Genomic DNA, 26,655 nt, shown 5'->3' on the forward strand with positions numbered 1-26,655 from the left:
CCGCCCCTCTCCTGCCCTCCTGCGCTCCTGCTCTCGTGCCCTCGGGGGTCTCGTGATCGCCGTCGTCACCGGCTCGTCGGGCTTCATCGGCTCGCGGCTCGTCGATGCGCTCGTGTGGCGCGGATGGACCGTGCGGCGGCTCGCGCGCGCCGGCACGCGGCTCGCCGCGGCGCCGGGCCCCGAGCCGCCGCCGCCGCCCGGACAGCCGGCGCCGTTAGGCAGGCGCGAGACCCACGTCGTGGACTACGCGCGGCCGGAGACGCTCGAGACGTCGCCGGCGTTCGACGGCGCGGACGTCGTGTTCCACCTCGCGGCGGTGACGAAGGCGCGCGGCGACGACGCGTTCCGCGCCGCGAACGTCGCGCCCACACGCGCGCTGCTCGACGCGCTCGCGGCGCGCGCGGCACGCGGGCTGCCGCCGCCGCGCCGCTTCCTGTTCGTCTCCTCGCAGGCCGCGGCGGGCCCCGCGCTCACCCCCGAGCGACCCGTCACCGAGGACGATCCGCCGCAGCCGTTCGAGCCGTACGGCAAGAGCAAGCTCGAGGCGGAACGCGTCGTGCGCGAGCAGCGCGCGGTGCCGTGGACGATCGTTAGGCCGAGCGCGGTGTACGGGCCCGGCGACACCGACTTCCTCGCGCTGTTCCGTCAGGCGGCGCACGGGGTCGGCGTGTACCCCGGCTCGCGCGAGGCGCGGCTGTCGATCGTGTACGTGGACGACCTCGTCGACGCGGTGCTGCGCGCGGGCACGATGCCGGCGGCGGCGGGACACGTCTACTTCGTCGAGTCGGAAGCGGTGTCGTGGCGCGACGTGTACAAGGCCGCCGCGTCGGCCGCGCACTTCTCGCTGCGCTTCGAGCTCGACGTGCCGACGTGGGTGCTCGGCGTCGCCGGACGCGCGGGCGACGTCGCGTCGCGGCTGTTGCGGCGGCCCACGCTCGTCAGCTCGCAGAAGGTGACGCTCGGCAAGCCGCGATGGTGGCTGTGCGACGGCACGCGCGCGCGCGAGGAGCTCGGCGTGGTCGCACGCGTGTCGCTCGCCGACGGCGCGAAGCGAACGATGCGCTGGTACCGCTCGCAGGGGTGGATCTGACGAGCGTGCGACCGCTCCTGCCCGGGCCGTCGCCGTGCTAGCTTCCTGCACGCCGCACGCGCCACCAGCTTCGTCGTCGCCATGTCGAACAGTCCGGACACGACCGCGTACACGCGCGCCAGCACGGGCGTCGCGGGCCTCGACGAGATCCTCGGCGGTGGGCTTCCGGTCGATCACCTCTATCTGCTCGACGGCGAGCCGGGCACCGGCAAGACGACGCTCGCGCTCCAGTTCCTCCTCGCCGGCGCCGCGCGCGGCGCGCGTGGGCTCTACGTCACGCTCTCGGAGAGCCGCGCCGAGCTCCTCGGGGTCGCGTCGTCGCACGGATGGTCGCTGGAGCACGTCGACGTGTTCGAGCTCGCGAGCGAGACGGGCGTCGGGATGGAGGAGAGCTACACCATCTTCCACCCCGCCGAGGTCGAGCTCCAGCAGACCATCGACGCGGTGCTCGCCGCCGTGGAGCGACACGACCCGTCGCTCGTCGTGTTCGACTCGCTGTCGGAGATGCGGCTCCTCGCGCGCGACCCGCTGCGCTTCCGCCGTCAGATCCTCACGCTGAAGCAGTTCTTCGCCGGGCGGCGGTGCACCGTGCTGCTGCTCGACGACAAGACGGCGCCCGAGGGCGACCTGCAGCTCCACAGCCTCGCGCACGGCGTCATCGTGCTCGAGCACATCGCGCTGGAGTACGGCGCCGAGCGGCGACGGCTGCAGGTCACGAAGCTGCGCGGGCTCCGCTTCCGCGGCGGCTATCACGACTTCCGCATCCGGACCGGCGGCATCGCGGTGTACCCGCGCATCCATCAGGTGCCGCCGAGCGACCGGTTGAACGGCGACCTGTTAGGCAGCGGCTCTCCGGAGCTCGACACGCTACTCGGCGGCGGCATCCAGAGCGGCACGAGCCTGCTCGTCACCGGGCCGGCGGGCACCGGCAAGTCGGTGCTCGTGACGCAGTACGCGTGCGCCGCCGTGGAGCGCGGGGAGCACGTGCGCTTCTTCATGTTCGACGAGCGGCTCAGCACCTTCCGCCTCCGCAGCGAGGGGCTCGGCATGAACCTCCGCGAGCCGATCGACGACGGGCGGCTGTGCCTCCAGCAGGTCGAGCCGACCGAGCTGTCCCCCGGCGAGTTCGCGAACCAGGTCGTGCGGGCGGTCGAGGAGGACGGCGTGCGCATGATCGTCATCGACTCGATCAACGGCTACCTGCAGTCGATGCCCGAGGAGCGCCTGCTGCCGATCCAGGTGCACGAGCTGCTGAGTTATCTCGCGAACGCCGGTGTCACCACGCTGCTCACGCTCGTGCAGCACGGCATCTTCGGCAGCCCGGTCGACGAGGCGGCCGAGGTGAGCTACCTCGCCGACGCCGTGATTCTCCTCCGCTACTTCGAGGTGCACGGCGCGGTGAAGCAGGCGGTCTCGGTGGTGAAGAAGCGCACCGGCGATCACGAACGGACCATTCGAGAGTGTCGCGTGGAGCGTAACGGGCTGCGCGTGGGCGAGCCGCTGCGCGAGTTCCAGGGCGTGCTCACCGGCGTGCCGCACTACACGGGCACGATGGAGCCGCTGCTGCGCGACGCCGACGGAAGCCGGACGCGTCCACAGCCGTGACGACGGCGGTGAGCGCCGCAGGGGTGGCCGGCGCCGCATCCGTGGAGCGCGTGGAGCGCGTGGAGCGCGTGGAGCGCGTCGAGCGCGTGGGGCGGGTGGCGATCCTCGCGCCGACGGGGCGCGACGCGCGCATGGCCGCGTCCGTGCTCGAGCGCGTGGGGTTGGAGCCGCTCGTCTGCGCCGACGTGCCGGCGGTGCGGGCCGCGCTCGCCGCGCTCGACGAGCCGCTCGGCGTGCTGCTCGTCGCCGAGGAGGCGCTGTACGCCGCGCCGCGCGCGGAGCTGCTCGCGGCGCTCGACGCGCAGCCGTCGTGGTCCGACGTACCGATCGTCGTGCTCACCGGCGAGGAGGCGCTCGCGCGCGCCGTCCCGCGCGGCCTCGCGCCCCTCGTCGCGCGCGGCAACGTCACGCTGCTCGAGCGTCCGGTACGCGTGGCGACGCTCGTCACGACGCTGCGCGCCGCGCTCCACGCCCGCCGCCGGCAGCTCGACCTGCGCGACCATCTCGAGCAGCGGCGGCGCGCCGAGCAGACGCTCCGCGAGAGCGAGTCGCGGCTGCGCGACGCCGTGTCGTCGGCGCCGTACCCGCTCATGCTGCACGCGGAGGACGGCGAGATCCTGCAGCTCAGTCGCGCGTGGACCGCGACGACCGGCTACGCCGCGGAGGAGCTGCGCACGACGCAGGAGTGGCGGCTGCGCGCCCACGTCGGCGACGCGCCCGCGTTCGGCGACGACGCACCGGGGACGGCGCGCGCCGCGGGCGAGTGGCTGGTGCGCACCGCGGACGGCGTGGAGCGCACGTGGGACGTGCACACCGTGGCGCTCGCGCCGCTCCCCGACGGGCGTCGGCTGCGCCTCACCGCGGCCGCCGACGTCACCGCGTACCGCGAGCTCGTGGAGCGCGAGCGCGACGCGCGCGAGCAGGCCGAGGCGGCGAACCGCGCGAAGAGCGAGTTCCTCGCGATGATGAGCCACGAGCTGCGCACGCCGCTGAACGCGATCGCCGGTTACGCGCAGCTCCTCACGCTCGGCGTGCGCGGGCCGGTGACCGAGGCGCAGCGGCAGGATCTCGAGCGCATCGACCGCAGCCAGCGGCACCTGCTGTCGCTCATCAACGACATCCTCAACTTCGCGAAGATCGAGGCCGGGCACGTGGCGCTCGAGGTGCGCGACGTGCCCGTGCGCGACGTGCTGCGCGGCGTCGAGCCGCTCGTCGCGCCGCAGCTGCGCGCGAAGTCGCTGCGCTTCGTGGACGGCGTGGCGGGGTGCGAGCTGGTGCTGCGCGCGGATCCGGAGAAGACGCAGCAGATCCTGCTGAACCTCATCTCGAACGCGATCAAGTTCACCGAGCCGGGCGGGGCGATCACGATCGAGTGCACGGCCGACGGCGACGCCGCGCACGTGGCGGTGAGGGACACGGGGAGCGGCATCCCGGCGGACAAGCTGGCGGCGATCTTCGAGCCGTTCGTGCAGGTCGAGCGGCACTTCGCGTCGGCGCACGAGGGCACCGGACTCGGGCTGGCGATCAGCCGCGATCTCGCGCGGCGGATGGGCGGCGAGCTCACCGCGCGCAGCACGCTGGGCGAGGGGGCGGTGTTCACGCTGACGCTGCCGTTGGCGCCGTCGGCGCCGCCATCAGCGGGGCCGCTGGAGCACGCCTAACGATTTCGTGTCGTGGCATCGCGCGTGCAGCCCTTGATTTCGACGCTCGCTCCGGCGATCGTCCTCGCTGCCCGCCCTGCTCGACGACCGAGACGCCGGAGTCTCCGCATGCGCCCACGTCGCCTTCGCAAGACGGTGAAGCAGACGATTCTGCGCCGCCGTAGCGCGTTCTACACGCTCGTGCAGGCGCACGAGCCGGCCGAGGACGACCTCGTCGATCCGTTCTCGGACCGACACGACGAGACGCTGGCCGCGCTGCTGCGCCCGCACGCCGGGCGCCGGTGGCTCGACCCGGACCAGCTCGAGCTCTGGGCGGGGTGAGCCGTTAGACCCGGCTCGGCACAGCGCGATGTGGCACGCCCCGGGATCCGCGAGGGTCCCGGGGCGTGATGGTGAGGGGAGAGGGCACCGCCTTCGTCGAACCACCGGGTGCGGGTTCTCCGTCAATGGCTGCACGCGCCGCGCGCACGAAGGCAAGGCGGCGCGTGCCGCACGATGAGTGCCGCGCCGCGCGGCCGCGCCCCGAATGCCGTTCGGTGGCCGGGCTCAGCTGGAGCGCTTGCGCGTCGACTTGCGGCCGCTCGACTTGCGTGCGGTCGACTTCCGCGCCGTCGACTTCCGCGCCGTCGACTTCCGCGACGAGGAGCGCTTGCTCGACGACTTCTTCGCCGTCGAGCGCTTCGACGTGGAGCGCTTCGACGTCGACTTCTTGCTCGACGCGCGCTTCGTGCTCCGCTTGCGCGGCACCTTCGCGCCCTTCTCGCGCGCCTCGGAGAGGCCGATCGCGATCGCCTGCTTGCGGCTCGTGACCTTGCCGCCGTGCCCCGACTTGCCGCGCTTCAGCGTGCCTTTCTTGCGCCGGTGCATCGCGCTCTTCACCGACTTGCCGGCCGACTTGCCGTACTTGCGACCCCCGCTCTTCTTCGCCGCCATGTCGCCTCCTCGTGAAGGGAGAATTGACGCATGTCGCGCCGAATTCCCAAGCGGCGGCAAGTCTGATACCAACTCGACATTAATTCTCGGGCGTCAGCGCCCGATCCAGTAATTCACCTTCACCTGGAACACGTTCGTCGGCCGCTCGCGGAACAGCGCCGAGCGCTCGCGCCCGAAGTCGAAGTCGCCGAACGCCGCGGATCCCTCGCGCGACTGCGTCCACACGGCGAACAGCGTCGCGCCGGGACGATACTCCCACCGCAGCACCGCGGTGCCGCGCAGCGACCGGAAATTGAAGTCGGGGTTCCCGAACGCGAACGGCTGCGCCGGACCCGCGCCGTCGGGATCCACGCGGTAGCTCGACACCTGCCCGTCGCTCGTGCGCTGCGCGTCGATCGTGCCGAGCCCCTTGCCCTACGCCGCCATGTCGATCGACCGCGGACGCACGAACTCCTGGAACTTGTCGTACCGGCCGCTCGACAGGAACGGCTGGGCGTAGAGCTCCAGCGTGAGCGTCGGCGTGAACGTCGTGTTGAGTCGCGTCTCGAGCGCCACCGTGCGCTGCTCGATGCGCCCGAACACGTAGCGCGCCCCCGCGAAAGCCGTCGCCGTCGGGTCGCTCACCGCCGTCACGTACTGCTGCACCGTGCGGTCGAACGAGTAGCTCGGCGAGAGCCGCAGCAGCATGCGCGGGCTCGGGCGCACGCTCACGCCCGACGACACGCTCCAGCTGCGCCCCTCGTTGTCGGTCGAGCGGCCGACGTTCCCGCTCGCGTCCACCGCGACCGGCTTCCGCGAGTCGCTGCTCGCGTTCAGCGTGTAGAAGTCGTACCCCGAGCGCACCACCGTGGGGCCGCCGCGCATCAGCCGGTCGTCGAGCACGTGCGGGTGATGAATGACGAACCCGGAGACGTTGTAGTAGTTCGACAGCGTCACCTGCCCGAAGATCTGCCCCTGCAGGTCGGTGCGGTCGCCGTCGTAGTTGTACTGCTGCTGACCGCCGATCACGGCGAACGCGTTGCGGTACCACGCCGTCGGCTTCGTCCACTGCCGCACGAGGTTCGCGTTCATCCACCCGTAGTCGGCGCGGCTCTGGAACGCGATGTCGTTCACCTCGAACCCCGGGCTGCGCCAGTTCTGGCCGAGCTCCCACATCCAGTCGCCGCTCTCCTTCGCGAGGTGCGCGTAGAGGCCGTAGCCCTGCAGGCTCGTGCGCCGCGGGTCGTACGCCGCGTCGAACAGCCCGTCGCCCGTCGCCGTGCGCCCGGGGCGCTGGAAGTAGTGCGCGCTCGACTGCTGCGTGCGGCGCATCGCCGCGGTGTCGCCCGCGACGTTCGACACGACGCCGACGACGTCGAGCGCGTACGTGCGCTGGCGCCAGTAGTGCGCGAGGTCGACGCCGACCGCCTCGGCGTCGCTCCGCAGCCGCGAGCGCATCACCGTGTCGGCGCCGAGCGCGCGGCTCGTGAGCGTCGCGATGCCGCCGATGCGCGTGTTGCCGCCGCGCAGGTCCTTCCGCAGCCGCCCCATGAAGTAGTTCGTGAGCGGCTCGACGGCGGCGTCGCGCGTCGTCAGCGCCACCGGCAGCGTGTTGCCCGGCGCGGCCGCCGGCACGTAGCGCGCCGTCTCCCGGTCGGTGAGCGCGTCGAGCACGCCCACCGTCCACCCGGTCTTCGTGCGGCCGGTGATCTTCGCCGCGCCGAGGATCGTCGTCGCGTCGGGCGCGTCCATCCAGTCGGCGACGTTGCCGACGACGCCCGAGAGCTGCGGCGAGCGGCCGATGCGGCGCGAGTAGAACACGTCGAGGCTCGACACGTTGCTGCAGAAGAAGCACTTGAACGTGCCGAAGCTGAACGCGCTCGCGTTCGCGACGAAGAACGGCCGCTTCTCGCGGAAGAACGTCTCGAACGCCGACAGGTTCACGACCGCGGGGTCGACCTCCACCTGCCCGAAGTCGGGGTTGATCGTCGCGTCGAGCGTGAGGTTCGACGTCAGGTTCACCTTCGCGTCGGCGCCGATGCGCGTGGTGTTCGTGCTGCGGTGGTGGAACGGGTCACCGATGGCGACGGGTGCGAACCGCTGGCCGGTGACGACGTACGGCAGGAACTCCATCTGCCGCGGCTGCGACGCGACGGCGAGTCCCTGCAGCGTGCCGAAGTAGGGCGGACCGCCGGCCTCGTTCAGCCGCCAGAACGCCCACATGTCCTGCTCGTTGCGGCGCGAGATCGTGCGCCACACCTGCAGCCCCCACGCCTGCACACTGTCGCGCGAGAAGCGGAGCTGCGACAGCGGGATGCGGAACTCCGCCGTCCAGCCTAACGAGTCGACGTGCGCCGCCCCTTCCCACACGGGGTCGAACGACTCGTCGCCGTTCAGGTGGTCGCCCTTCACGCCTAACGGATTCAGCTCGAACCAGACGCGCGTGTTCTTGTCGCGGAACGGGTCGAGCACGACGGCGATCTTGTCGCTCGGCGCGTTGCCGTCCATGAGCTGGTCGCGCCGCGCGAGCAGCGACCGCACGCCCGCGGCGCCGCGCGCGTCGTACATCCGCGCGCCGATGTAGAGCGCCGATGCGTCGTAGAGGAATCGCAGCTCGGTGCGCTCGCTCGGCGCCTTGCCCTCGTCGGGCTGCTGCTGGAGGAAGCCGGTGATCGGCCGCGCCGCCGCCCACGCCGCGTCGTCGAGCCGCCCGTCGATCGAGACCGACCCCGTGCGCGCCGCGGCGTCGGCCACCGGCCGGGGATCGCTCGCCGAGGGCATCGTCCCGCCCGGGGTCCCGCCCGACCCGGGCTCCCGGGTCTGGCCCCGCGCCGCGGCCTGCGCGATGAGGAACGACGGGGTCGCCGCGAGCGCGACGACGAGCGGGCGGACGCGCGCGAGGGCGCGCCCGCGGCGGAAGCGGGGGGAGTGCGTCATGGCGAGACCCGGGTGGTCGACGGAACTGCGACAGCGCGGCCCTGCGAATCGTTGGCCGTCGCGCCGGGTCGTACGCCGGTTCTGACGAGAGGTTTACCGGGTCGTCACGCGGTACGGACGTGTCGACCCGCCGGCCGAGAAAAAGGATCCGGCGCGCGTCGGTTTGGTACCGTCCGCGCGCCGCAGCCGAGCGATCCTGGGCGAAGGGGGGGGAGCCCCCCCTGGGACCTAGGTCCGCGCCCGCCGCATCGGCACCCGCGTCTCCACCCACGTCAGCATGCGCATCGGTAGGTGCCGGAACAGCGACACCATCGCGCGATACCGGAGGTCGGGCACCACCACCACCGGCCCGCCGCGGTCGAGCGCGCGCAGCGACGCGGCCACGACGTCGTCGGCCGACAGCCACGCCCAGTCGGGGATGCCCGTCCCGCCGGCGCCCATGCGCTGGTGGAACTCCGTGCGCGTGAAGCCCGGGCAGAGCGCCTGCACCCGCACCCCGGTGCCCGCCACCTCCGCCGCGAGCCCCTCGGACAGCACACGGAGGAACGCCTTCGCCGCCGAGTAGGTGACCGTGCCCGGCACCGTCACGAAGGACGCCACCGACGCGACGTTGACGATCGCGCCGCGCCGCCGCGCGACCATGCCCGGCAGCACCGCCTGCACCAGCCGCAGCGGCGCGAGACAGTGCACGCGCACCATCCGCTGCTGCGCCGCGGGGTCGGTGCGGGCGAGCGTCCCCGTCGTCCCGAACCCCGCGTTGTTCACCAGCACGTCGACCGCTTCGGTGCCTAACGACTCGGCCAGCGCGCCGGTCGCCGCCTCGTCCGACAGGTCCGCCGCGTGCACCCGTGCCGCCACGCCGTGCCGCGCGCGCAGCTCGCCGGCGGTCGCCTCGAGCCGCGCCACGTCGCGCGCCACGAGCAGCAGGTCGTGTCCGCGCTCGGCGAGCCGGTCGCAGAAGACGCGGCCGATGCCGGCGGTGGCGCCGGTCACGACGGCGAGAGGGCGCGTCACGCGCCGCTCAACGCCCGTAGCGTGCGGTCAGCGTCGCCTTCGCGAGCTGGTTCGCGTGCAGGTTGAATCCCACCATCGCCGCGGTCGCGTTCGCGGGCACGTCGATCTTGTCGGTCTTCAGCGCGTAGACCGTGAACACGTAGCGGTGCGGCCGGTCCCCCGGCGGCGGGCACGGGCCGCCGTAGCCCTTCGTGCCGAAGTCCGTGTTCCCCTGCGTGCCGACGTTCGTCGCGCCCGCGGCGAGCGACGTGACGTTCGCCGGGATGTTGTAGAGCACCCAGTGCCACCATCCGCTGCCCGTCGGCGCGTCGGGGTCGTACACCGTGACGGCGAAACTCTTCGTCCCCGCCGGCGCGCCGCTCCATCGCAGCGCGGGCGACACGTTCTGGCCGCCGCACCCCATGGCGTTCAGCACGTGGCGCGCCGGGATCGTCGCGCCGGACTTGACGTCCGGGCTGGTGAGCGCGAGATGGCCCTGCGCGTGCGCGGGCGTGGCGAGCAACACGACGGCGGCGAGCGAGACGAGTCTGCGCATGTCGAAGCTCCTCGTTGTCTTGGGGATCGCGTCCGCTGGAAACTTAGCGGGTCGCATCACCCCATCCCGAGCGCCCGCAGGTATCGCCCCGGATCGCCGAGGAAGTCGCGCGTGAGCCACACGTGCTCCAGCGTCTCGTACGCCACGCGCTCCGGCGGCGCCGTGTCGAACGTGTAGAGTCGCGCGCCGGGTAGCGCGAGCAGGATCGGCGAGTGTGTCGCGATCACGAACTGCGCGCCCTGCCCCACCATGTCGATGAGCATCGCGAGCAGCGCGAGCTGGCTCTGCGGCGACAGCGCGGCCTCCGGCTCGTCGAGCAGGTAGAGGCCCTCCGGCACGAGCCGGTCGCCGAACACGCGGAGGAACGCTTGCCCGTGCGAGTTGGCGTCGAGATCCACGCCGTAGCGCCGCTCCATGTCGGCGAGCGAGGCGCGCAGCGGCCCCTGCGCCCTGCCTAACGCGTCCGGCGCCCGTCGGGCTGCGGCGTACTCGCGCGCCGTCTCGTCGAGCTGCCGCAGCATGTCGGCGCGCTCGCGCGCGAGCCGCTTCGCGAAGCCGAAGAAGTCCTCCGCCCGTAGGAAGAAGCCGCGCGGCGTGCGGTGCGTCCACGACAGCGTGAGCGCCGCGGCGAGCGCGCCCGCCGCCTCGAGCGACGGGTCGCGCGCGAGATCATCGGTCCCGATCGCGGGCAGCCCCGCCGCCACCGCGATCCCCTCGAGCAGCGTCGATTTCCCGGATCCGTTGTCGCCGACGAAGCACGTCACCGGCGCGTCGAGCGCGAGCGTCGTCATCGCGTGCACCGCCGGCACGGTGAACGGGTATGCGCGCTCGGCCCCGGCGGGCACGCGGAGCCGCAGCTCGGCGAGGTGGATCATGCCCGAAAGCTATCCCACGCTCCGACCCGCGCTGCGGCCCGCGCTCCCGAGAGCGATCAGTGCCGGTCGCTCCGCAGCTCGCGCCGGTCGCGCCGCACCTCGCGGCGGTCGCGCACGACCTCCCGCGCGTCGCCGCGCAGCTCGCGGCGGTCGGCGTGCACCTCGGCGACGTCACCCGCGCGACGGTCCGCGCGCAGATCGCGGCGGTCGGTGCGGATCTCGCGCCGGTCGTCGACCAGATCGCGGCGGTCGCGCCGCAGGTCGCGCGCGTCGGTGCGGATCTCGTGGCGCGAGACGGGCTGCGCGTGTGCCGCGCTCGCCGCCGCGGTGAGGCCGATCGTCGTCGCCGCGATCCATGCGGCCGTTCTGCTGCGCGTCATGTGTGCCTCCTGGTCTGCGTCTCGTGCGTCGGTCGTCCTGCGTCGTACTCGGGAGGACGCGGCCCGCATGGCGGCGTTAAGCGTCCGCTCCGCGACTGGTCCGGTGCTGGCGCGACGCGACGGCGTGCGATATCCGTCCATCATGCCACGTCAACTCGTCTCCTCCGGCACACCTTGGGAGCCCGTCGTGGGCTACTCGCGCGCGGTGCGCGCGGGCCGGCACGTGTTCGTCTCCGGCACGACCGCCACCGGCGACGACGGCGCGATCGTCGGCCGCGGCGACGCCTACGCGCAGGCCCGCCAGGCCATCGCGAACCTCGAGCGCGCGCTCGCGAAGGCCGGCGCGTCGCTCGCCGACGTCGTGCGCACGCGCATGTTCGTCACCGACATCTCGCGCTGGCAGGAGTACGCGCGCGCGCACGGCGAGGCGTTCGGCGACGTGCGTCCGGCGACGGCGATGGTGGAGGTCAGGCGGCTCATCGACCCCGAGATGCTGTTCGAGATCGAGGCCGACGCGCTGCTCGACGACGCCTGACGCCGCCCGACGCGGCCTAACGAGCGTACAGCGCCGAGTAGAACGCGCGGTTGCGGCTCACGATGCGCACGTAGTCGCGCGTCTCGTCGTACGGGATCCGCTCCACGAACAGCTCCGGGTCCGCGGTCCCCGCGCGGCGGCGCCACCGCGCGACGGGCGTGCCGCCGGCGTTGTACGCGGCGAGCGCGTACGCGACGTCGGGGTACGCGGCGAGCGACGACGCGAGATGCCGCGTGCCGAGGGCCACGCTCACGTCGGGCTGCCGCAGCAGCGCCGGCGCCCACGGCACGCCGGCGCGCGCCGTGCCTAACGCATCCCACAGCGATCGCCCGACGGGCGGCATGATCTGCATGAGCCCCACCGCGCCCACGGCCGACGTCGCGCCCGGCGTGAAGCTCGACTCCTGACGGATCACCGCCGCGACGAGCGCCGGGTCCATGTCGCGCGCGCGCGCCGACTCGCGCACGAGCGGCTGCCACGGCCACGGGTACAGCGCGCGATAGGCCGATGCCGACGCCGGGGCGCCCCGCTCCATCGCGCGGCGCGTGAGCCGCATCCCGCTCGATGTCGCGCCCGCGTCGCTCAGCGCGCGCGCGGCGGCGAGCAGTCGCGCTGCCGACGTGTCCGCCCACCGCGCGAGGCCGTCGCGCTCCCACCCCAGCTCCGGGTCGAAGCCGATGCGCTGGAGCAGCGCCAGCCGCCTGACGGTCGCGCCCACCTCCTCGGGCGGCGCGCCGGCCGCGTCGCTGCCCTCGGGTGCCCACGGCGGGCGGCCGAGTCGGCGGGCGGCGAGCATCGCGTAGTACGACGCGGGAACGCGCGCCGCCGCCTCGCGCCACCGCGCGCGCGCACCCGCCGAGTCCCCGACGCCGCGGCGGCGCGCCCGGCCCAGTACGTCGCCGCGAGCGTCTCCTCGCTCGGCGTCGTGTCGGCGCCGGCGCGCGGCGTGACACGCGTCGCGCGCAGTGCGTCGAGCTCGCGCAGCGCGGTCGCGGCGTCGCCGCCGGCGAGCGCGATGATCGCCGCGTCGAATCGCGCGCGCGGTGCGCGCACGCTCCCCGGGTGCTCGCGCGCGAGCCGCAGGAGCACGGCACGCGCATCCGCGTCGCGGCCCTCGTCCACCGCGAGGTCGGCGAGCAGGTAGAGCGCGCTCGCCGCCGCCTCGGTGTCGCCGGAGAACGTGCGCGCCACCTCCTCGAGCGCGGCACGCGCGCCGGTCCCGCGGGCCCGCAGCGACAGCCGCGCGCGCTGGTACGCCGCGTCGCCGGCGAGCGGGCCGCCCGCGGCGCGCACGCGCGCGAGCTCGGCCATCGCGTCGGCCGTGCGGCCCGCGCGGGCGAGCAGCGTCGCGTACGTGTAGCGGTCGCGCGTCGTGCCCTGCCCCGCCGCGAGCGCGCGCGCGTAACCCGTCACCGCGCGCGCCGCGGGCCCCGACGCCGCCGCGCTGCGCGCCACCGCGAGCTCCTCCGCCGGCGTGAGGCGGCCGAACGCCGCGTCGAGCAGCTCCACCGCGTCGCGCGCCTCGGTCGTGCCGCTCCGCGCGGCGACGAGCCGCACGAGCGAGTCGCGCAGCGGCGCGCGGCGCGGGTCGTTAGGCGCGAGCGCCGCGAGGCGGAGCGACAGCGCCTTCGCCGGCCGTCCCGCGGCGGCCCACGCCGCCGCGGCGCCTAACGTGTCGGCGGCGCGCTCGCGCGCCGTGGCCTCCGACGCGGGGGCGCGGTCGCGCGCGGCAGCGAGCGACAGCCGCGCGTAGGCGCGCGCACGCTCGGCGGAGTCGCGCGTCAGCTCGGCGCCGCGCAGCGCGAGCCAGTCGGCGATCTGCGGCAGCAGCGACGCGGCGGCGGCGTACGCGGCGCGCGCGCTGTCGGCGAGCGCGCGGGAACGGTCGGCCGGTGCGTTCGGGCCGGCTCGCTCGTCCTCGGCGACGCCGGCGAGTCGGTCGAGCGCGCGGGCGACGAGCGCGAGGCGCACGCCGCGCTCCGTCGCGTCGCCCGCGCGGGCCGCCGCGCGCCGTGCCGCGTCGAGCGCATCGCGGGCGAGCGACTCGCGCGACGCCGCCGGCGCGCCGACGCCGCGCGCGAGTGCCGCGCGCGCGACGAGCAGCGGCCCGAACCCGCGCAGCGCCGAATCGGGAACTTCCGCGGCGAGCTTCGCCGTCGTCGTCCACTCCTCGCGCTCCGCCGCCGCGGCCGCGGCGAGCAGGAGGATCGTCGGCGTGCGGCGCGCGGGGTCGGCGAGCGCCGGCGCGAGGGCAGCGGTCGCGCGCCATCCGGCGTCCATCGCGAGCGCGTCGCGCGCGCTCCGCGCCGCGGCGTCGATATCGGCCGGGAGCGTCGCGATGATCGCCTCCGCGTCGCTGCGCGGCGGCGTGTCGTGCGCGTTCGGCGTGGCCGCGACGTCGCCGTCGTCGGCGTGGGTGTTCGTGGCGTCGCACGCGAGCAGCGCGACGAGCGCGAGCAGGGCGAGCGGCGCCACGCGCGCGCGTGTGGTCGTGGCGCGGCGGGCGTCGGTCGAGCGGTGTGTCATCGCCCGTCCGACGTTTCAAGGGCGGGACCAGCCGCGCGCACGTTACGCGAAACGGCGAGCCACCACGCAACGTCGGGCTCGCCGTGTCGATCGAGGGTGACGATTCCGTCAGCCTTCGGGAAGCACTTCGCGCGAGAACACGACGGTGAGTCGCTGGCCGTCCTGCGCCATCATTGCGGGTTCCCATCCGCCCCGGCTCCGCTCGTTCAGCAGATCGGTCAGGGCATCTTCGTCGTCGCGCAGATGGCGCGAGAGGCGTATCACGACGGCCTGGTATTCTTTCACGCGAGTGCCGACGGAAATTTGGGACGCAATAGACCTATGTCCGACAAGAGCTTAGAGCACCATGCATGCCAACACAAGGGGCCGCCAATGTCACGATCGCACGCGCGCGCGCAGGTGAGCGCGATACGCGCGCGTGTCGCGCGCGTATCGCGCGTGCTGTGACGAGAACGTGAGCGTCGTCACGCGCGCGGGTATTCAACATGCACTCATGAGATGCCCCGCCTCTCGATTCACCATAGCGGGAATGGGCTTCACCCTCGGTAGATGACGTCACTGCTTCGGTTCACGGATGCACGCGGAATAGAGTGGGAGGTGTGGGAGGTCGGTGCGCGTCCCCAGCCGGTCGATCGCGCGCCGGGGCCCCGATGCCGCGCTGGCTCTGCTTCGAGTCGGCGACGGAGCGCCGGCGGCTCGCGCAGTACCCGGAGCGCTGGCACGTCATGACGCCGCAGGAGCTCGATACGCTCTGCCAGTCGGCGCGGCCCGCGCGGCCCAGCCCCACCGACCACAAGGCCGTACCCGCCGAGCCCCGACGCTCCGAGCGTCGCTGACCGCCGCGGCGCTCAGAGGGCCGCGGTGGCGCGGTCGCCGGGCGTGTCGTTAGGCGGGATCGGCGGCAGGGGCGCGGCGGCGCGGGGTGCGGAGGCGCGGGGTCCGGCGGCGCGGGGTGCCGTCGCGACGGCGCGCTGCAGGATGGCGGCGATCGCCGAGTCCTCCAGCTCCTCCCAGCCGTCCGGGACGGGCCCCCAGCGTCGGCGTTCGCCGGTGGCCGACTCGAACGCGAGCCATCCGCTCGCGAAATCCGGGGGCAGCGGGAGCCGCTCGCGCCCCGTGGCAGGATCCACGAGGCGATGGCGCTCGAGCCACACCGGGAGCACCGCCCAGACCTGCCAGACGACGCCGTAGTCGTCGCTGATGCTGCGTAGCACGTCGGTTCGCCCCATCGCGCGCCGGGAACTCGGCGCACGACCGAAGCTCGCAAGCATCAGGCCGCGTTGTGACGCGGATCACGCTCTTTCGGGTGGTCGGCTTTCCCCGTGATGGGGGTCACCGCGGCCCGACTCTCGCTAGGCCAGCCGCTCTGACCCTTCACCGGACTTCATGCTCGCCGCCCACGACGACTCCGGCGGCTCGCCCTCGGGCGGGCTGCCGTCGCACGATCCGGTGTACTTCCAGGCGCCGGACTACACCCACTGGACCGTGCACGAGGTCCACGATCCGGTGACGCCAGGGGGCCGTGCGCTGCTGTTCGTCTCCTCGGCGGGCTTCCGCCGCGTGCGCAGCTTTCCCACCGATTGGCGCCGGCTCTCTCCCGCCGACCTCTGGAAGCTCTCCTGGCAGCGGTGAACGCGCGGTGAACGCGCGGTGAAACGCGCGGTGAGCCGCTGATCGCTGTCCGACGACGGCGCCACGTCGATGAGGCGCCCCGCAGATCCGTTAGGCGGCGCCGTCGCCCGAGTCGTTGGAGTCCCATCATGCCGCGCATGCCGCGCATGCCGCGCACGCCGCGCGACCGTCGGTCCGTCACTGCCCGCGATCTCGTCGCGCTCGTCCTCGCCGCGCTGTGGTGCGCCGCGGAGATCGCCCACGCCTACGCCGCCTACGTCAGGAGCGGATAGATTGTCGCCATGACCACGCCCCCCGACGCGGCCGAGCGCTTTCCGTCGCTCGTCGTCATCCGTCACCCGCTCGTGCAGCACAAGCTCACGATCCTGCGCGACCGCCGGACGCAGACGAAGATCTTCAAGGAGCTCGTCGACGAGATCGCGATGCTGATGGCGTACGAGGCGACGGCGGATCTGCCGCTCGACAACCTCGCGGTCGACACGCCGCTCGAGCAGACGATGGGGAAGCAGGTGAGCGGCAAGAAGCTCACGCTCGTGCCGATCCTGCGTGCGGGGCTCGGCATGGTGGAGGGGATCCTACGCCTCGTCCCGTCGGCGCGCGTGGGGCACATCGGGCTGTACCGCGACCACGACACGCTCGAGCCGGTGGACTACTACTTCAAGGTTCCGAGCGACGCGGCCGAGCGGGATTTCTTCGTCCTCGACCCGATGCTCGCCACGGGAGGGAGCGCGGTCTCCGCGGTGGCGTCGCTGAAGCGCGCCGGCGCGACGCGCATCCGGTTCCTCTGCCTCGTCGCCGCCCCCGAGGGCGTCCGCCGCCTGAGCGCGGCCCACCCCGACGTCACGATCTACTGCGCGTCGCTCGACCGGGAGCTGAACGCGCAGGGCTACATCCTCCCGGGGCTGGGGGATGCGGGGGACCGATTGTTCGGAACGCGCTAGTCTCTACGCTCTGCGCTCCACGCTCGCTCGGCCGAACGACGGAGCGAGCGTGGAGCGTGGAGCCTAGAGCGTGGCAGGGAGGTCGGTGGTCAGCCGAACCACTCCCGCGGGCAGTCGCGCTGCTGCCGGGCGGCGTCGAGCACCCACTGCTGGGTCGCCTGCTCGACGATCTCGGCCGGCACCTTGTCGAACCAGTCGCGCGCCGACTTCGCGTCGCCCACGCGCCGCCACAGCTCGCCGACGAGGTAGGTCAGCACCGCGCGCTCCTCGCGCGCCACGCCGTCCCAGCTCTCCAGCGCCTTCTCGAACGCCCACGCCGCCTTGCGACGGAAGAAGCGCTCCGCCTCGATGTCGCCCTCGTCGACGCAGCACCACGCGGCGCGCAGCAGCAGATCGGCGACGTGGCGCGGCTCGAGGCCCTGCCACTCGGCCACCTTCGCGGCCGCCTCGTACTTCTCCGACCCGGTGATCGGCGCCTTCCCGATCACGGGCGCGAGCTCGCTCCACACGTGCTCGCGCAGGATCGGCGTCACCTCGGCTTCCTCGGTGAAGTCCCGCTCGGCGCCGGTGTAGCCGCACCGGTTGCACGTGTGCACGAGATAGGGCAGCGGCTGCGTGCCGGCGGCGCGCTCATGGAAATCGGTGCGCTTGCCGCCGAAGGAGTTCGTCGAAACCACAGCCTGCGAGCGGAAGCGCGTCTCGCACACCGGGCACTGGAGTTCGATCTGTTGCAGCGTAGTCATCGGTCCTGCTCCTTGCTTCCTTCGACTCGGGGTTCGACGCTAAGTGCGGTGTCGGCTTGGTGTTGTCGGCGATCGTCGGGGCTTGCGTGCCCTCCGCATTAAGGAACTTCCATGCCACACCCCGTCCGCGTCGGCCTTGTACGCCCTTTGGACCCGGACTATCTTCTCGCGTCCTGTCCGCCCGCCGCCCGTTGAGGCGTCACTGGCCGTAATCCCAATCACGAGCGGTTGGTGCTTCGCGCATTGCACATGCAGTTCTCGGTGCGCGTGCACGGCGCGAAACGCGCCGAACGCTTCGCTCGCGACGGTCGCCTCCGGTCGTAGATGCTCCGCAACCTGTTGCCCGACTTCCTCGCCGTGCTCGACAGCGAGGACCGCGTCGCGGCCTATCGACGCTACTTCGAAGCGCACCGGCCGCTGCTCGCCGCGTACTGGGACAACTACGTCGTCGACCCCGACGGCGCGCACTTCGAGGAGGTCGTGCGCGCGACCGTGGGCGCCGACCGTGACGATCTGCGCGCGATGCTCGAGCGCACCGACGTCCTCCGCCTCGCCGCCGACGCGCACGACCGCACCGCCGCGATCCTCCAGAGCGACGCCGAGGTGGACGTCGTCGTGATGGTCGGCGTCGGCGCGGCGAACGCGGGAGAGCTCGTCGTCGACGGGCGCGGTACCGCCTTCGTCTGCCTCGAGCACTTCACGAGCGTCGCGAACCCGAGCACGCAGGGCCTCGGCCTGGAGCCCGATCTCATCCCGCTGTGGATCGCGCACGAGATCACGCACGCCGTGCGCTACACGTCGCCGACGAGCCGCAGCGCGATGCGCTCGCTCGTCGCCGAGGCCGGGGGCTACTACTCGTACTGGGAGACGGGACGGCGTATTCCCCTGCGTGAGCACCTCGTGAACGAGGGCCTCGCCGTCGAGATCTCGCGGCTCGTGAGCCCGGGGCACGCCGCGTGGGAGTACTTCGGCTACGGCCGCCGGCAGTACGCGCGCGTGCGCGAGCTCGAGCCGGCCATCGCGCGCGCCGTCGCCGCCGACATCGACAGCGCGGGGCTCGGCCTGCGCCTGCGGTGGCTCTCGGGCGGCATGAGCGACGAGGCGCGGATGGCGGAGCGCCACATCCTGCCGGAGCGCAGCGGCTACTACGTCGGCTCGCGGCTCGTCGAGCCGGCCCTCGCCGCGCGCGGCGCCGCGTGGGCGGTGCGCGCGTCGGCCGAGGAGCTCTCCGCCACGGGGCGGCCCACCGCGGTGGCGACCGCCTAACGGCTGGTGAGGCGGCGCTGATGAATCGGCGCTGGTGAGGCGGCTCTGATACGCCGGCGCTGACACCACGCGTGATCAGCGCCGCCGTTCCAGCGCCGAGGTATCGGCGCCGAAGCATCAGCGCCGCCCCATCGATCACTTCCCGACGCAGAACGTCGAGAACAGGCGCCCGAGCACGTCCTCGACGTCCACGGCGCCGATGATCTCCTCGAGCGCGCCCACCGCCGCGCGGAGGTGCACCGCGGCCACCGGCGCCGGCAGCGCGTCGGCCTCCCACGCCTCGACGAAGCGCGCGAGCTCGTCGTGCGCCTGCGCCAGCGCCGCACGGTGCCGCGCGCGCGTCACCAGCGGCGTGTCCGCGGCCGGCACCCCGCCGTGGCGCGCCGCCACCGCGCCGACCGCCGCCGCCACCAGCGCGCGCAGCCCGCGCCCGGTCACCGCGCTCACGGCGATCGGCGGCGCGTCGGAATGGTTAGGCACCGTGGCCGGCGCGGCGCCATCGTGATCTCGGGGGGGGGCCCCAGCGCCCCACCGCCGCGCGCGTCACGCGAATCGCGCGAATCGCGCTTCGTCCACACCCGCACCACCGGCGCGTCGGTCAGCTCGCCCACCCGCGCCGCGGTGCGCGCGACGTCCTCCGACGTCTCGCCGCACGCGAGCACCACGTGCGCGCGCCGCACCCACCGCTCCGACAGCTCGATCCCCGCGCGTTCCACGACGTCGCTCGCCTCGCGCAGCCCGGCGGTGTCGACGAGCCGCAAAGGCCACGACCCGGACACGGCACCCGCTTCCGCAGTCTCGAGCTGCACGTCGATCAATACCTCCAGCGCGTCGCGTGTGGTTCCCGGCACGTCGGTGACGATCGCCCGCGCCTCGCCGGCGAGCGCGTTGAACAGCGACGACTTCCCGGCGTTCGGGGGACCCGCGATGACGACGAGCGCACCGTCGCGCACGATGTCGCCGGCGCTCGACGTGGCGAGCAGCGCGTCCACCGCGGCGAGGGCATCGCGCGCCGCGCCGCGCACGCGCGCGCGCGGCACCGGGCCGTCGTCCTCCTCGGGGAAGTCGATGTCGTACGCGATGAGCGCTTCGACGTCCAGCACCCGCTCGCGCAGCTCGGCGACGCGGCGCGACAGCCCGCCGTCGAGCTGCGCGAGCGCGGCGCGGCGCATGGCCTGCGTGCGCGCGTCGATGAGGTCCGCGACGGCCTCGGCCTGCGCGAGATCGAGCTTGCCGGCGAGCACCGCGCGACGCGTGAACTCCCCGGGCAGCGCCTCGCGCGCCCCCGCCGCGACGAGCGCCGCGAGCACCGCCGTCGGCGCCGTCGCGCCCCCATGCGTCGACAGCTCCACGACGTCCTCGCCCGTGTACGAGCGCGGCGCCGGGAAGGCGGTCACGAGCGGGCGCTCCACGAGCTCCCCCGTGTGCGGATCGCGCGCCTTGCACAGCGTCGCCGTGCGCGGCGCGAGCGGCCACGGCGCGAGCACCCGCGCGGCGACGTCGAACGCGTTAGGCCCGCTCAAGCGCACGAGCGCGATCGCGCCGCGCCCCGGTGCGGTGGAGATCGCGGCGATCGTGTCGTCGGAGCCGGGGACGAGCGACGCGGACATGGGAAGAACGTAAATGCGTGATGCGTATTGCGTAGCCGAGTCCTGTTTTCTGTGGACAGGACTCAGCTACGCGATGCGCATTACGCATTCGCCGTTTCCACGTCGAGCGACTGCCCCGGCTCGATGATGCGCACGTCCTTCGCGCGCGCGTGGTTAGGCAGGTGCGCGCGCAGCCGCTCGATCGCGTCGTGCGCGCCGGAGGTGAAGTGGTTGAACGTCCCCCAGTGGTACGGCACGAGCAGACGCGCCTGGAGTCGCTCGAACAGCTCCAGCGCGTCCTCGTACGTGAGGTGGCCGGCGCGGAACGATTTGCGCTTCCACTCCGGCGGGTGGCCGATCGGCAGCAGCGCGACGTCGAGCGGGCGGTTTCCCCCAGCGGCCGCGCGCACGCGCTCGGCCAGGTGGTGCGTCGTCTCGGTGAGCGCGGTGTCGCCGGCGAAGAACACCGTCCCCTCGTCCGACTCGAGCAGGTACATGTTCGCCTCGTCGCGCCACCGGTCGAAGCCGTAGCGCGCCGCCGCGTGCGTCGCCGCGGCGGCGTGGAGCTTCACGGCGGCGGCGATCGGCACCGTCGCCCCCGCCTCGACGCCGCGCGCCTGCTCGAATCCCTTCGCCACGAGCCACCGCGCGATCGCCGGCGGCGCCCATATGGGCACCTCCTGCGGCAGCGCACGGAGCGAGTCGAACGACAGGTGGTCGACGTGTGCATGCGTGACGAGCACGCCGTCGAGCCGCGGCAGGTCGGCGAGCGCGATCCCGGGCGGCGCCACGCGGCGCAGCCGCCAGCCGATCGCGAAGCGGCCGAGCGCCGCGTCGAAGTTCGGGTCGGTGAGCAGCGTGGCGCCGCCAAGCTGCAGGAGAAGCGTCGCGTGGCCGATGTAAGTGATGCGCATCGTCGATCGGGCTCGGGGTTTCGCCCCGCTTCTGCGCATCGCATGCCTGATTGCCTTATCTGCCGAGGCTGCCTAGCCTGAGGGCCCGGCACCGGCGGCGGCGATGCGGCCGCGGCGGTGCCGCGCATCTCAGATGATGGACGGAAACCGCATGAACAATCGATCGATCGCCGCCGCGTGCCTCGCGCTCGCCGCCTCGGGCACCAGCGTCGCCGCCCAGACCGCGCCCGCCCCGCGCGGCCCCACCCGGATCGGGGTGCTGGCGGGTGTGAACATCGCCACCATCCACGGCAGCGACGACGAAGGGGTGAGCAGCCACGTCGGGTTCGTCGGCGGTGCGTACGTCTCGCTCGGCCTCACCCCGGTGCTGTCGCTGCGACCGGAGCTGCTCTACTCGCAGAAGGGCGCCGAGACCAGGCTCTCGGAGGAGGGCGTCACGGCCGAGGCCAAGGTGAAGCTGGCGTACGTCGAGCTGCCGGTGCTGCTCGTCGCCGACCTGCCGGTGTCGGGGAACATCAAGCCGCAGCTCTACGCCGGCCCGTCGTTCGCGTTCAGGGCGAGCTGCACCGTCGAGGCGTCGGCGGAGGGGTTCAGCTTCAGCGGCAGCTGCGACGACACGGCCGACGGTGCCTCGAACGTGAAGTCGTTCGACCTCGGCGCCATGGTGGGCGGCGCGCTCAAGTTCGACCTGAAGAACGGCGGCGCGTTCGCCGTCGGCGCGCGCTACACGCTCGGCCTCACCGACATCGGCGAGGGCGCGGACGCGAAGAACCGCGCGCTCGGGATCGTGGCGAGCTACGAGTTCGCACTGAGATAGCGTGGAGCGTGGAGCGTGGAGCGTGGAGAGGGCCCCCGGTGTACGCGACCGAGGGCCCTCTCCACGCTCCACGCTCCACGCTATCTCCTCATCGGCGACCCGGCCCGCACCGGCGTCCCCTGCACCACGGGCTTCCCCTGCGCCTTCTGCCGCTCGCGGGCGAGGAGCCACTGCTGCGGCAGCATGATGAGGTTCTGCGTGAGGTAGTACAGGTTCAGGCCCGACGCGACGTTGATGAAGAAGAACAGGAACATCGCCGGCATCGCGTACGTCAGCATCTGCGCCTGCGGGTTCGGCGGCGCGCCGCGCATGCCGATCCACGACATCAGGAACTGCGTCACCGCGACGAGGATCGGCAGGACGTAGTACGGATCCTTCAGCGAGATGTCGTGCAGCCAGAGGAACGGCACGCCGCGGAACTCGATCGTGTTCTGGAACACGAAGAACAGCGCGAAGAAGATCGGCAGCGGGATCAGCATCGGCAGACAGCCGGAGAGCGCGCTGAACGGGCTCATGCCGTGCGCCGCGTACACCTTCATCATCTCCTGCTGCAGCTTCTGCGGGTCGCTCTTGTAGCGCTCCTGCACCGCCTGCAGCTCCGGCTGCACGCGCTGCATCTTCAGCTGCGAGCGCATCGCCCCCTGCTGCAGCGGCCACAGGATGAGTCGCACGGTGACGCCGAACAGGATGAGCACCCAGCCGTAGCTCAGCTTGAACGAGTCGTGCATCCACAGCAGCGCGCGGATGACGAGCGTCGCGAACGGCTGCACGATCCCCTGCGTCCAGCCGCCGTAGGGGTTCGCGTTCTCGAAGTCGCGCCCCATCGCGTGCAGGTGCCGCCACTCCTGCGGGCCGGCGTACAGGTCGAACGCGAAGCCGCCGTTGTCGAGCTGCTGCACGAGCGTCGCCGCGGCGCGCGTGGCGAGCTTCGTCGTGCGCACGCCGCCGGTGAGGTCGAGCTCCGTGAACTGTCCGCGCGTCCCGGCCCCGTTCGGCGCGAGCGCGCCGACGAGGAAGTACTTGCTCTTCGCGACCGCCCACGTGAGCGGACCGGCGACGATCTGCCGCTCGCCCGGATCGATGCGCGAGAACGCGACGCTCTTCGCGTCCTTCGTCGCCGGCTTGTAGGCGTAGGCGAGATGCGTGAAGTGCTCGAGCGTGTCGGGCTCGGTGATGCGGAGCGTCGACGGCAGATCGGTCAGCAGGTAGGCGGGACCGGTCACGCCCTGCACCGTGCCGCGCACGTGCGCCACGAAGCTGTCGGGCACGAACGAGTACACGATCGACACCGCCACCGGCGCGCCGGCGCGCGTCGTCGTCGTGCCGTCGAGCTGCACGGCGGTGGCCGACGGGCGCGAGACGCGGAACGGGACGCGCGACAGCGGCAGCGTGTCGCCGGGCACGACCAGCCGGTACGAGAGGATCGGCTCCCCCGTCGGCGTGAGCTGCACGGGCGCGCCCCCGCCGAGCCGCGCCGGCGCCAGGCTGTTGTAGCCGAGCATCCGCGCCGTCGTGAGCGACGCGCCGACCGAGCTGACGTCGTACGCCGCGCTCGTGCCGGAGACGGTGATCGTCTCGGCCGGCGGGAGCGGCTCGGCCGTCCCGGCGGGGCTCGGCGTGGTCGTGCCGGCGGGCGCAGCGACGGTGGGGCTCGCGGTGGCGGCGGCAGCGGTGGGGGCCGTCGTCGCAGCGGGTCCGCCGGCCGGCGCGCCGGCCGGGGTGCGGGCGGTAACCGGGACGGGCGCACGGCGCTGCGGGAAGAGGAACTGCGTGAGCAGCACCACGATCACGACGAGCGCGAGGGCGAGCGCCAACCGTCTATTGTTTTCCATGAACCGGTGAAGCGGTGGACTTCGTAGCGAACCGCCCGGCTGCGCGCTCGCGTGGTGCGAGCGGCTCGCCGGGCGGCGTCACGGGACCGGGTCGAAGCCGCCCGGCCGGAAGGGGTGGCAGCGTCCGATCCGGCGCACTGCCAGCCAGCTGCCGCGCAGCGCGCCGTGCTTCTGGAGCGCCTCGATCGCGTACGCGGAGCACGAAGGATAATAGCGGCACTGACCGCCGAGCAGCGGCGACAGGGCCACCTGATAGCCGCGGACGAACAGGATCAGAAGCTTCGACATCGGGCTGTCACTTACGCGGCCGACCCGCCGGCAGGATTCAGCAGCCGCCCGATGTCGCGCGCCGCGCGCTCGATCTGCCGCGCCAGGGCGTCGAACGAGTCGCCGTACGCCTCGACGCGGGCGCGGATGACGACGTCGCTCGGCGGGAGCGTCGGGAGCAGCCGGGTGCGGACGAGCTCGCGCAGGCGGCGCTTGAGGCGGTTCCGGTCCACGGCGGTGTGCTTGTGGCGGGGAACGATGATCCCCACCCGCGGGACGGCCGCCGCGCGCACGCGGACGTCGAGGTGGTCGAGGCGGACGCGCTTCCCCCGCTGCCGCACGGCGTCGAAGTCGGCCGGGCGGGTGAGGCGCCGCTCGCGCGGAAACGCGAACGGCCGGCGAGCGGCCGGCGTGATGCCGAGCGGCTCGCCGGCCGATGGCGGTGCGCCGACTCCCGGGAGGGGCGCCGGCACGGAGCCCGAAGGCTCGTCAGGCGCCGGCGGCGTACTTCGACGGCAGCTGAACGGTCAGGCGCTTCCGCCCCTTCTTGCGGCGGCGGCTGAGGACTTCACGCCCCCACTTGTCGGCCATCCGGGTGCGGAAGCCGTGCGTCCGGATACGACGCTTGTTGCGGGGACGATACGTGGGCTTGCCCATGGGAAAACGCTCCGGCAGGTACTGGTCGAACTTTACGGCGCAGACCGCTAAACGTAGTCGGGGGTTGGAGTTGCGTCAACCGGTGGAGCAGCGGTCGGCGAGCGCGCGGGGGGGAACATCGCACGGGTTCGTGACTCCGGGCAAGTTTCCCACAGGATCGGGGTACTTGTCCACGGATCGGGCGCGATCGCGTTGACTTTTCCACATGGGCGGGGCTACGTTCGCGGCCCCTTTCCCGTCTGCCTCACCCGTTCCGCCCGCATGTCGCTGTCGGCCGCCGAAGTCTGGGAGCGCCTGCTCCTCCGCGCCCGCGCAGAGCTCCCCGAGTCCACGTACCGGACCTGGCTCGAGCCGACGGAAGCACTCGCGCTGGACGGGGACACGATCGTGATCGGCGCGCCGGACCAGTTCGCGGCCGACTGGAACGAGTCGAAGCACGCGGCGCTCCTCGCCTCGTTCGGCCCGGTCGCCCTCGGCCATCCCGTGGCGGTGACGTTCAAGGTGCACGAGGACCGGAAGAAGCGGGCGCAGATGGATTTCCTCGTCGAGCCGCCGCCGGCGCCAGCGCGGGACTCGGGACTCGGGACTCGGGACTCGGGTGCCGGACGAGTCGCGAGTCCCGAGTCCCGAGTCCCGACCCAGCAGCGCGTCGTGTCGGCGCCCCTGAATCCGCGCTACACGTTCGACCACTTCGTGATCGGCAAGTCGAACGACGTCGCGGCGGCGGCGGCGTTAGGCGCGGCGCAGGCGCCGGGGAAGGTCTACAACCCGCTGTTCATCTACGGCGACACGGGGCTCGGCAAGACGCACCTCATCCAGGCCGTCGCGCACGCGCTGCTCGAGCGCAACCCGCACACCCGGGTCACCTACGTGAACACCGAGCAGTTCACGAACGAGTTCGTCGCTGCGATCCAGGGACGCACGACGCTCGACTTCCGCCGCCGCTACCGCGAGACCGACCTGCTGCTCGTCGACGACGTGCAGTTCCTGCGCGGCAAGGAGACGACGCAGGAGGAGTTCTTCCACACGTTCAACGCGATCTACGAGGCCGGGCGGCAGATCTGTCTCACGAGCGACCGCCCGCCGAAGGAGATCCCGGGGCTCGAGGGGCGCCTCGTGTCGCGCTTCGAGTGGGGGATGGTGACGAACGTCGACCTTCCGGAGTTCGAGCACCGCGTCGCGATCCTGCGGAAGAAGGCGGAGCTGGACCACCTGGAGAGCTCCATCCCCGACGAGGTGATCGAGTTCATCGCCGAGCACGTGACGTCGAGCGTGCGCGAGCTGGAGGGGTCGATCATCAAGCTGCTGGCGTTCGCGAGCCTGAAGCACAAGGACATCACGATCGAGCTCGCGCGCGAGGCGCTGCGCGACAAGATCCGCTCGGAGGACGCGATCGGGATCGGGACTCGGGACTCGGGACTCGGGACTCGGGGGGGACTCGGGAGTCGGGTGTACACGGCGTCGCCGACGACGAAGTTCGCGCAGCACGCCGCGCTGTCGGTGATGACGATCCAGCAGATGGTGGCCGCGGAGTGGGGCGTGACGCCGGAGGGGCTGCAGTCGAAGACGCGCACGAAGACGCTGACGACGCCGCGGCAGGTGGCGATGCTGCTGTGCCGCGAGCTGCTCGGCCTCCAGCTCGTGGAGATCGGCAACGCGTTCGGCGGGCGCGACCACTCGACGGTGATCCACTCGCTGGAGCGCGCGGCGGAGATGATCGGCGAGGACGAGCGGTTCCGGGCGCGTGTGGAGAAGGTCCGCGGGATGTTGGAAACGCTGCGCACCTGACGGTCGTTCTCCACAGCACTCCGCGGATCTCCACGCGCGGCCGATCGGTGGGGGCGTCGGCGCCCGGGTTTCTCCCCGCGGCGGCGGTTCTCCACGCCGGAGTCCACACCGGTTCCCACGGCGGAAGTCGGTACGCCGA

Annotated in this window: 29 protein-coding genes and 1 pseudogene; 12 read left to right on the forward strand and 18 right to left on the reverse strand. The window is 72.8% G+C overall.

The window, feature by feature from the left end:
* The first annotated feature begins 52 nt into the window (after positions 1-52).
* From J421_RS05215 to J421_RS05230, 4 genes are all read left to right on the forward strand, one after another.
* Positions 53-1,090 (forward strand): NAD-dependent epimerase/dehydratase family protein, encoded by a 1,038-nt coding sequence (locus J421_RS05215; RefSeq protein ID WP_025410111.1) that lies wholly within the window; start codon positions 53-55, stop codon positions 1,088-1,090.
* A gap of 81 nt (positions 1,091-1,171) precedes the next feature.
* Positions 1,172-2,695 (forward strand): ATPase domain-containing protein, encoded by a 1,524-nt coding sequence (locus tag J421_RS05220; RefSeq protein ID WP_025410112.1) that lies wholly within the window; start codon positions 1,172-1,174, stop codon positions 2,693-2,695.
* Positions 2,692-4,356 (forward strand): PAS domain-containing protein, encoded by a 1,665-nt coding sequence (locus J421_RS05225; RefSeq protein WP_025410113.1) that lies wholly within the window; start codon positions 2,692-2,694, stop codon positions 4,354-4,356. The genes J421_RS05220 and J421_RS05225 overlap by 4 nt, the downstream gene beginning before the upstream one ends.
* Positions 4,357-4,464: 108 nt before the next feature.
* Entirely contained in the window at positions 4,465-4,677 is a 213-nt protein-coding gene (locus tag J421_RS05230; RefSeq protein WP_025410114.1) for a hypothetical protein, read from the forward strand.
* A 225-nt stretch (positions 4,678-4,902) separates the two neighbouring features.
* On the opposite strand, the gene J421_RS05235 is transcribed toward J421_RS05230, so the two are convergent.
* The 6 genes and pseudogenes from J421_RS05235 to J421_RS05265 all read right to left on the reverse strand — a co-directional run bounded on the left by J421_RS05235 (position 4,903) and on the right by J421_RS05265 (position 11,009).
* Entirely contained in the window at positions 4,903-5,289 is a 387-nt protein-coding gene (locus tag J421_RS05235) for a DUF6496 domain-containing protein (RefSeq protein ID WP_025410115.1), read from the reverse strand.
* Between the two features lie 93 nt (positions 5,290-5,382).
* Positions 5,383-8,205 (reverse strand): annotated as a pseudogene (locus tag J421_RS05245) (DUF5916 domain-containing protein).
* A gap of 228 nt (positions 8,206-8,433) precedes the next feature.
* Complete coding sequence (locus tag J421_RS05250; protein ID WP_025410118.1) at positions 8,434-9,219, reverse strand: SDR family NAD(P)-dependent oxidoreductase; 786 nt, start codon at positions 9,217-9,219, stop codon at positions 8,434-8,436.
* 7 nt (positions 9,220-9,226) lie between these two features.
* Positions 9,227-9,754, reverse strand: coding sequence for a YbhB/YbcL family Raf kinase inhibitor-like protein (locus J421_RS05255; RefSeq protein WP_025410119.1), 528 nt, complete (start codon positions 9,752-9,754; stop codon positions 9,227-9,229).
* Between the two features lie 56 nt (positions 9,755-9,810).
* Positions 9,811-10,629 (reverse strand): AAA family ATPase, encoded by an 819-nt coding sequence (locus tag J421_RS05260; protein WP_104022279.1) that lies wholly within the window; start codon positions 10,627-10,629, stop codon positions 9,811-9,813.
* A 56-nt stretch (positions 10,630-10,685) separates the two neighbouring features.
* The gene (locus tag J421_RS05265) at positions 10,686-11,009 is read right to left on the reverse strand and encodes a hypothetical protein (protein ID WP_025410121.1); all 324 of its coding nucleotides are present in this window, start codon (positions 11,007-11,009) and stop codon (positions 10,686-10,688) included.
* Positions 11,010-11,151: 142 nt separating this feature from the next.
* Between J421_RS05265 and J421_RS05270 the strand changes: the two genes are divergently transcribed.
* Positions 11,152-11,544, forward strand: a complete 393-nt coding sequence (locus J421_RS05270) for a RidA family protein (RefSeq protein ID WP_025410122.1) — start codon at positions 11,152-11,154, stop codon at positions 11,542-11,544.
* A gap of 16 nt (positions 11,545-11,560) precedes the next feature.
* Here J421_RS05270 and J421_RS33840 read toward each other — a convergent pair whose 3' ends face one another.
* From J421_RS33840 to J421_RS32595, 3 genes are all read right to left on the reverse strand, one after another.
* Positions 11,561-12,100: a lytic transglycosylase domain-containing protein gene (locus tag J421_RS33840; RefSeq protein ID WP_312845238.1), complete on the reverse strand. Its 540-nt coding sequence runs from the start codon at positions 12,098-12,100 to the stop codon at positions 11,561-11,563.
* Between the two features lie 26 nt (positions 12,101-12,126).
* Complete coding sequence (locus J421_RS33845; RefSeq protein ID WP_025410124.1) at positions 12,127-14,070, reverse strand: hypothetical protein; 1,944 nt, start codon at positions 14,068-14,070, stop codon at positions 12,127-12,129.
* A gap of 108 nt (positions 14,071-14,178) precedes the next feature.
* The gene (locus J421_RS32595) at positions 14,179-14,355 is read right to left on the reverse strand and encodes a hypothetical protein (RefSeq protein ID WP_158508658.1); all 177 of its coding nucleotides are present in this window, start codon (positions 14,353-14,355) and stop codon (positions 14,179-14,181) included.
* A 365-nt stretch (positions 14,356-14,720) separates the two neighbouring features.
* On the opposite strand from J421_RS32595, the gene J421_RS05280 reads away from it, so the two are divergent.
* Entirely contained in the window at positions 14,721-14,906 is a 186-nt protein-coding gene (locus J421_RS05280; RefSeq protein ID WP_025410125.1) for a hypothetical protein, read from the forward strand.
* A 12-nt stretch (positions 14,907-14,918) separates the two neighbouring features.
* Here J421_RS05280 and J421_RS05285 read toward each other — a convergent pair whose 3' ends face one another.
* Positions 14,919-15,284 (reverse strand): hypothetical protein, encoded by a 366-nt coding sequence (locus J421_RS05285; RefSeq protein ID WP_158508659.1) that lies wholly within the window; start codon positions 15,282-15,284, stop codon positions 14,919-14,921.
* A 172-nt stretch (positions 15,285-15,456) separates the two neighbouring features.
* Between J421_RS05285 and J421_RS05290 the strand changes: the two genes are divergently transcribed.
* From J421_RS05290 to upp, 3 genes are all read left to right on the forward strand, one after another.
* Positions 15,457-15,702: a hypothetical protein gene (locus J421_RS05290; RefSeq protein WP_025410127.1), complete on the forward strand. Its 246-nt coding sequence runs from the start codon at positions 15,457-15,459 to the stop codon at positions 15,700-15,702.
* A gap of 128 nt (positions 15,703-15,830) precedes the next feature.
* Entirely contained in the window at positions 15,831-15,974 is a 144-nt protein-coding gene (locus J421_RS32600; protein WP_158508660.1) for a hypothetical protein, read from the forward strand.
* A 9-nt stretch (positions 15,975-15,983) separates the two neighbouring features.
* A complete protein-coding gene (gene upp / locus J421_RS05295; RefSeq protein ID WP_025410128.1) occupies positions 15,984-16,643 on the forward strand; it encodes a uracil phosphoribosyltransferase in 660 nt (219 codons plus the stop codon).
* An 89-nt stretch (positions 16,644-16,732) separates the two neighbouring features.
* Here the strand turns inward: upp and J421_RS05300 are convergent, their stop codons facing one another.
* Entirely contained in the window at positions 16,733-17,386 is a 654-nt protein-coding gene (locus tag J421_RS05300; protein WP_025410129.1) for a DUF2225 domain-containing protein, read from the reverse strand.
* A gap of 324 nt (positions 17,387-17,710) precedes the next feature.
* Between J421_RS05300 and J421_RS05305 the strand changes: the two genes are divergently transcribed.
* Complete coding sequence (locus J421_RS05305) at positions 17,711-18,652, forward strand: DUF2268 domain-containing putative Zn-dependent protease (RefSeq protein WP_025410130.1); 942 nt, start codon at positions 17,711-17,713, stop codon at positions 18,650-18,652.
* Positions 18,653-18,787: 135 nt separating this feature from the next.
* Here J421_RS05305 and J421_RS05310 read toward each other — a convergent pair whose 3' ends face one another.
* The 3 genes from J421_RS05310 to J421_RS05320 all read right to left on the reverse strand — a co-directional run bounded on the left by J421_RS05310 (position 18,788) and on the right by J421_RS05320 (position 21,155).
* Complete coding sequence (locus J421_RS05310) at positions 18,788-19,132, reverse strand: P-loop NTPase family protein (RefSeq protein WP_104022280.1); 345 nt, start codon at positions 19,130-19,132, stop codon at positions 18,788-18,790.
* On the reverse strand, positions 19,096-20,262 hold the full coding sequence (locus tag J421_RS05315; protein WP_104022281.1) for a tRNA modification GTPase: 1,167 nt from the start codon (positions 20,260-20,262) through the stop codon (positions 19,096-19,098). The genes J421_RS05310 and J421_RS05315 overlap by 37 nt, the downstream gene beginning before the upstream one ends.
* 80 nt (positions 20,263-20,342) lie before the next feature.
* Complete coding sequence (locus tag J421_RS05320) at positions 20,343-21,155, reverse strand: MBL fold metallo-hydrolase (protein WP_025410131.1); 813 nt, start codon at positions 21,153-21,155, stop codon at positions 20,343-20,345.
* Positions 21,156-21,306: 151 nt separating this feature from the next.
* On the opposite strand from J421_RS05320, the gene J421_RS05325 reads away from it, so the two are divergent.
* The gene (locus J421_RS05325; RefSeq protein ID WP_158508661.1) at positions 21,307-21,972 is read left to right on the forward strand and encodes a porin family protein; all 666 of its coding nucleotides are present in this window, start codon (positions 21,307-21,309) and stop codon (positions 21,970-21,972) included.
* An 80-nt stretch (positions 21,973-22,052) separates the two neighbouring features.
* Here the strand turns inward: J421_RS05325 and yidC are convergent, their stop codons facing one another.
* The 4 genes from yidC to rpmH all read right to left on the reverse strand — a co-directional run bounded on the left by yidC (position 22,053) and on the right by rpmH (position 24,728).
* The gene (yidC, locus tag J421_RS05330) at positions 22,053-23,804 is read right to left on the reverse strand and encodes a membrane protein insertase YidC (RefSeq protein WP_104022284.1); all 1,752 of its coding nucleotides are present in this window, start codon (positions 23,802-23,804) and stop codon (positions 22,053-22,055) included.
* Between the two features lie 78 nt (positions 23,805-23,882).
* Positions 23,883-24,092 (reverse strand): membrane protein insertion efficiency factor YidD, encoded by a 210-nt coding sequence (gene yidD, locus J421_RS05335; RefSeq protein ID WP_025410134.1) that lies wholly within the window; start codon positions 24,090-24,092, stop codon positions 23,883-23,885.
* An 11-nt stretch (positions 24,093-24,103) separates the two neighbouring features.
* The gene (gene rnpA / locus J421_RS05340; protein ID WP_025410135.1) at positions 24,104-24,544 is read right to left on the reverse strand and encodes a ribonuclease P protein component; all 441 of its coding nucleotides are present in this window, start codon (positions 24,542-24,544) and stop codon (positions 24,104-24,106) included.
* A 16-nt stretch (positions 24,545-24,560) separates the two neighbouring features.
* Positions 24,561-24,728, reverse strand: a complete 168-nt coding sequence (gene rpmH / locus J421_RS05345) for a 50S ribosomal protein L34 (RefSeq protein WP_104022285.1) — start codon at positions 24,726-24,728, stop codon at positions 24,561-24,563.
* Between the two features lie 261 nt (positions 24,729-24,989).
* Here rpmH and dnaA point away from each other — a divergent pair, with 261 nt between their 5' ends.
* On the forward strand, positions 24,990-26,516 hold the full coding sequence (gene dnaA / locus J421_RS05350) for a chromosomal replication initiator protein DnaA (protein WP_025410136.1): 1,527 nt from the start codon (positions 24,990-24,992) through the stop codon (positions 26,514-26,516).
* Positions 26,517-26,655 lie beyond the last annotated feature (139 nt).

Origin of the sequence: Gemmatirosa kalamazoonensis (genome assembly GCF_000522985.1) — a bacterium.
Lineage (GTDB): Bacteria > Gemmatimonadota > Gemmatimonadetes > Gemmatimonadales > Gemmatimonadaceae > Gemmatirosa > Gemmatirosa kalamazoonensis.

Bases quoted from the DNA above. Each gene is read 5' to 3' on its own strand.
- J421_RS05220 (WP_025410112.1), top strand. From the start codon at position 1,172: ATGTCGAACAGTCCGGACACGACCGCGTACACGCGCGCCAGCACGGGC.
- J421_RS05230 (WP_025410114.1), top strand. From the start codon at position 4,465: ATGCGCCCACGTCGCCTTCGCAAGACGGTGAAGCAGACGATTCTGCGC.
- J421_RS05235 (WP_025410115.1), bottom strand. From the start codon at position 5,289: ATGGCGGCGAAGAAGAGCGGGGGTCGCAAGTACGGCAAGTCGGCCGGC.
- J421_RS05255 (WP_025410119.1), bottom strand. From the start codon at position 9,754: ATGCGCAGACTCGTCTCGCTCGCCGCCGTCGTGTTGCTCGCCACGCCC.
- J421_RS05260 (WP_104022279.1), bottom strand. From the start codon at position 10,629: ATGATCCACCTCGCCGAGCTGCGGCTCCGCGTGCCCGCCGGGGCCGAG.
- J421_RS05265 (WP_025410121.1), bottom strand. From the start codon at position 11,009: ATGACGCGCAGCAGAACGGCCGCATGGATCGCGGCGACGACGATCGGC.
- J421_RS05270 (WP_025410122.1), top strand. From the start codon at position 11,152: ATGCCACGTCAACTCGTCTCCTCCGGCACACCTTGGGAGCCCGTCGTG.
- J421_RS33840 (WP_312845238.1), bottom strand. From the start codon at position 12,100: ATGCGGCTCACGCGCCGCGCGATGGAGCGGGGCGCCCCGGCGTCGGCA.
- J421_RS33845 (WP_025410124.1), bottom strand. From the start codon at position 14,070: ATGACACACCGCTCGACCGACGCCCGCCGCGCCACGACCACACGCGCG.
- J421_RS05280 (WP_025410125.1), top strand. From the start codon at position 14,721: ATGCCGCGCTGGCTCTGCTTCGAGTCGGCGACGGAGCGCCGGCGGCTC.
- J421_RS05290 (WP_025410127.1), top strand. From the start codon at position 15,457: ATGCTCGCCGCCCACGACGACTCCGGCGGCTCGCCCTCGGGCGGGCTG.
- J421_RS32600 (WP_158508660.1), top strand. From the start codon at position 15,831: ATGCCGCGCATGCCGCGCATGCCGCGCACGCCGCGCGACCGTCGGTCC.
- upp (WP_025410128.1), top strand. From the start codon at position 15,984: ATGACCACGCCCCCCGACGCGGCCGAGCGCTTTCCGTCGCTCGTCGTC.
- J421_RS05300 (WP_025410129.1), bottom strand. From the start codon at position 17,386: ATGACTACGCTGCAACAGATCGAACTCCAGTGCCCGGTGTGCGAGACG.
- J421_RS05305 (WP_025410130.1), top strand. From the start codon at position 17,711: ATGCTCCGCAACCTGTTGCCCGACTTCCTCGCCGTGCTCGACAGCGAG.
- J421_RS05315 (WP_104022281.1), bottom strand. From the start codon at position 20,262: ATGTCCGCGTCGCTCGTCCCCGGCTCCGACGACACGATCGCCGCGATC.
- J421_RS05320 (WP_025410131.1), bottom strand. From the start codon at position 21,155: ATGCGCATCACTTACATCGGCCACGCGACGCTTCTCCTGCAGCTTGGC.
- J421_RS05325 (WP_158508661.1), top strand. From the start codon at position 21,307: ATGAACAATCGATCGATCGCCGCCGCGTGCCTCGCGCTCGCCGCCTCG.
- yidC (WP_104022284.1), bottom strand. From the start codon at position 23,804: ATGGAAAACAATAGACGGTTGGCGCTCGCCCTCGCGCTCGTCGTGATC.
- yidD (WP_025410134.1), bottom strand. From the start codon at position 24,092: ATGTCGAAGCTTCTGATCCTGTTCGTCCGCGGCTATCAGGTGGCCCTG.
- rpmH (WP_104022285.1), bottom strand. From the start codon at position 24,728: ATGGGCAAGCCCACGTATCGTCCCCGCAACAAGCGTCGTATCCGGACG.
- dnaA (WP_025410136.1), top strand. From the start codon at position 24,990: ATGTCGCTGTCGGCCGCCGAAGTCTGGGAGCGCCTGCTCCTCCGCGCC.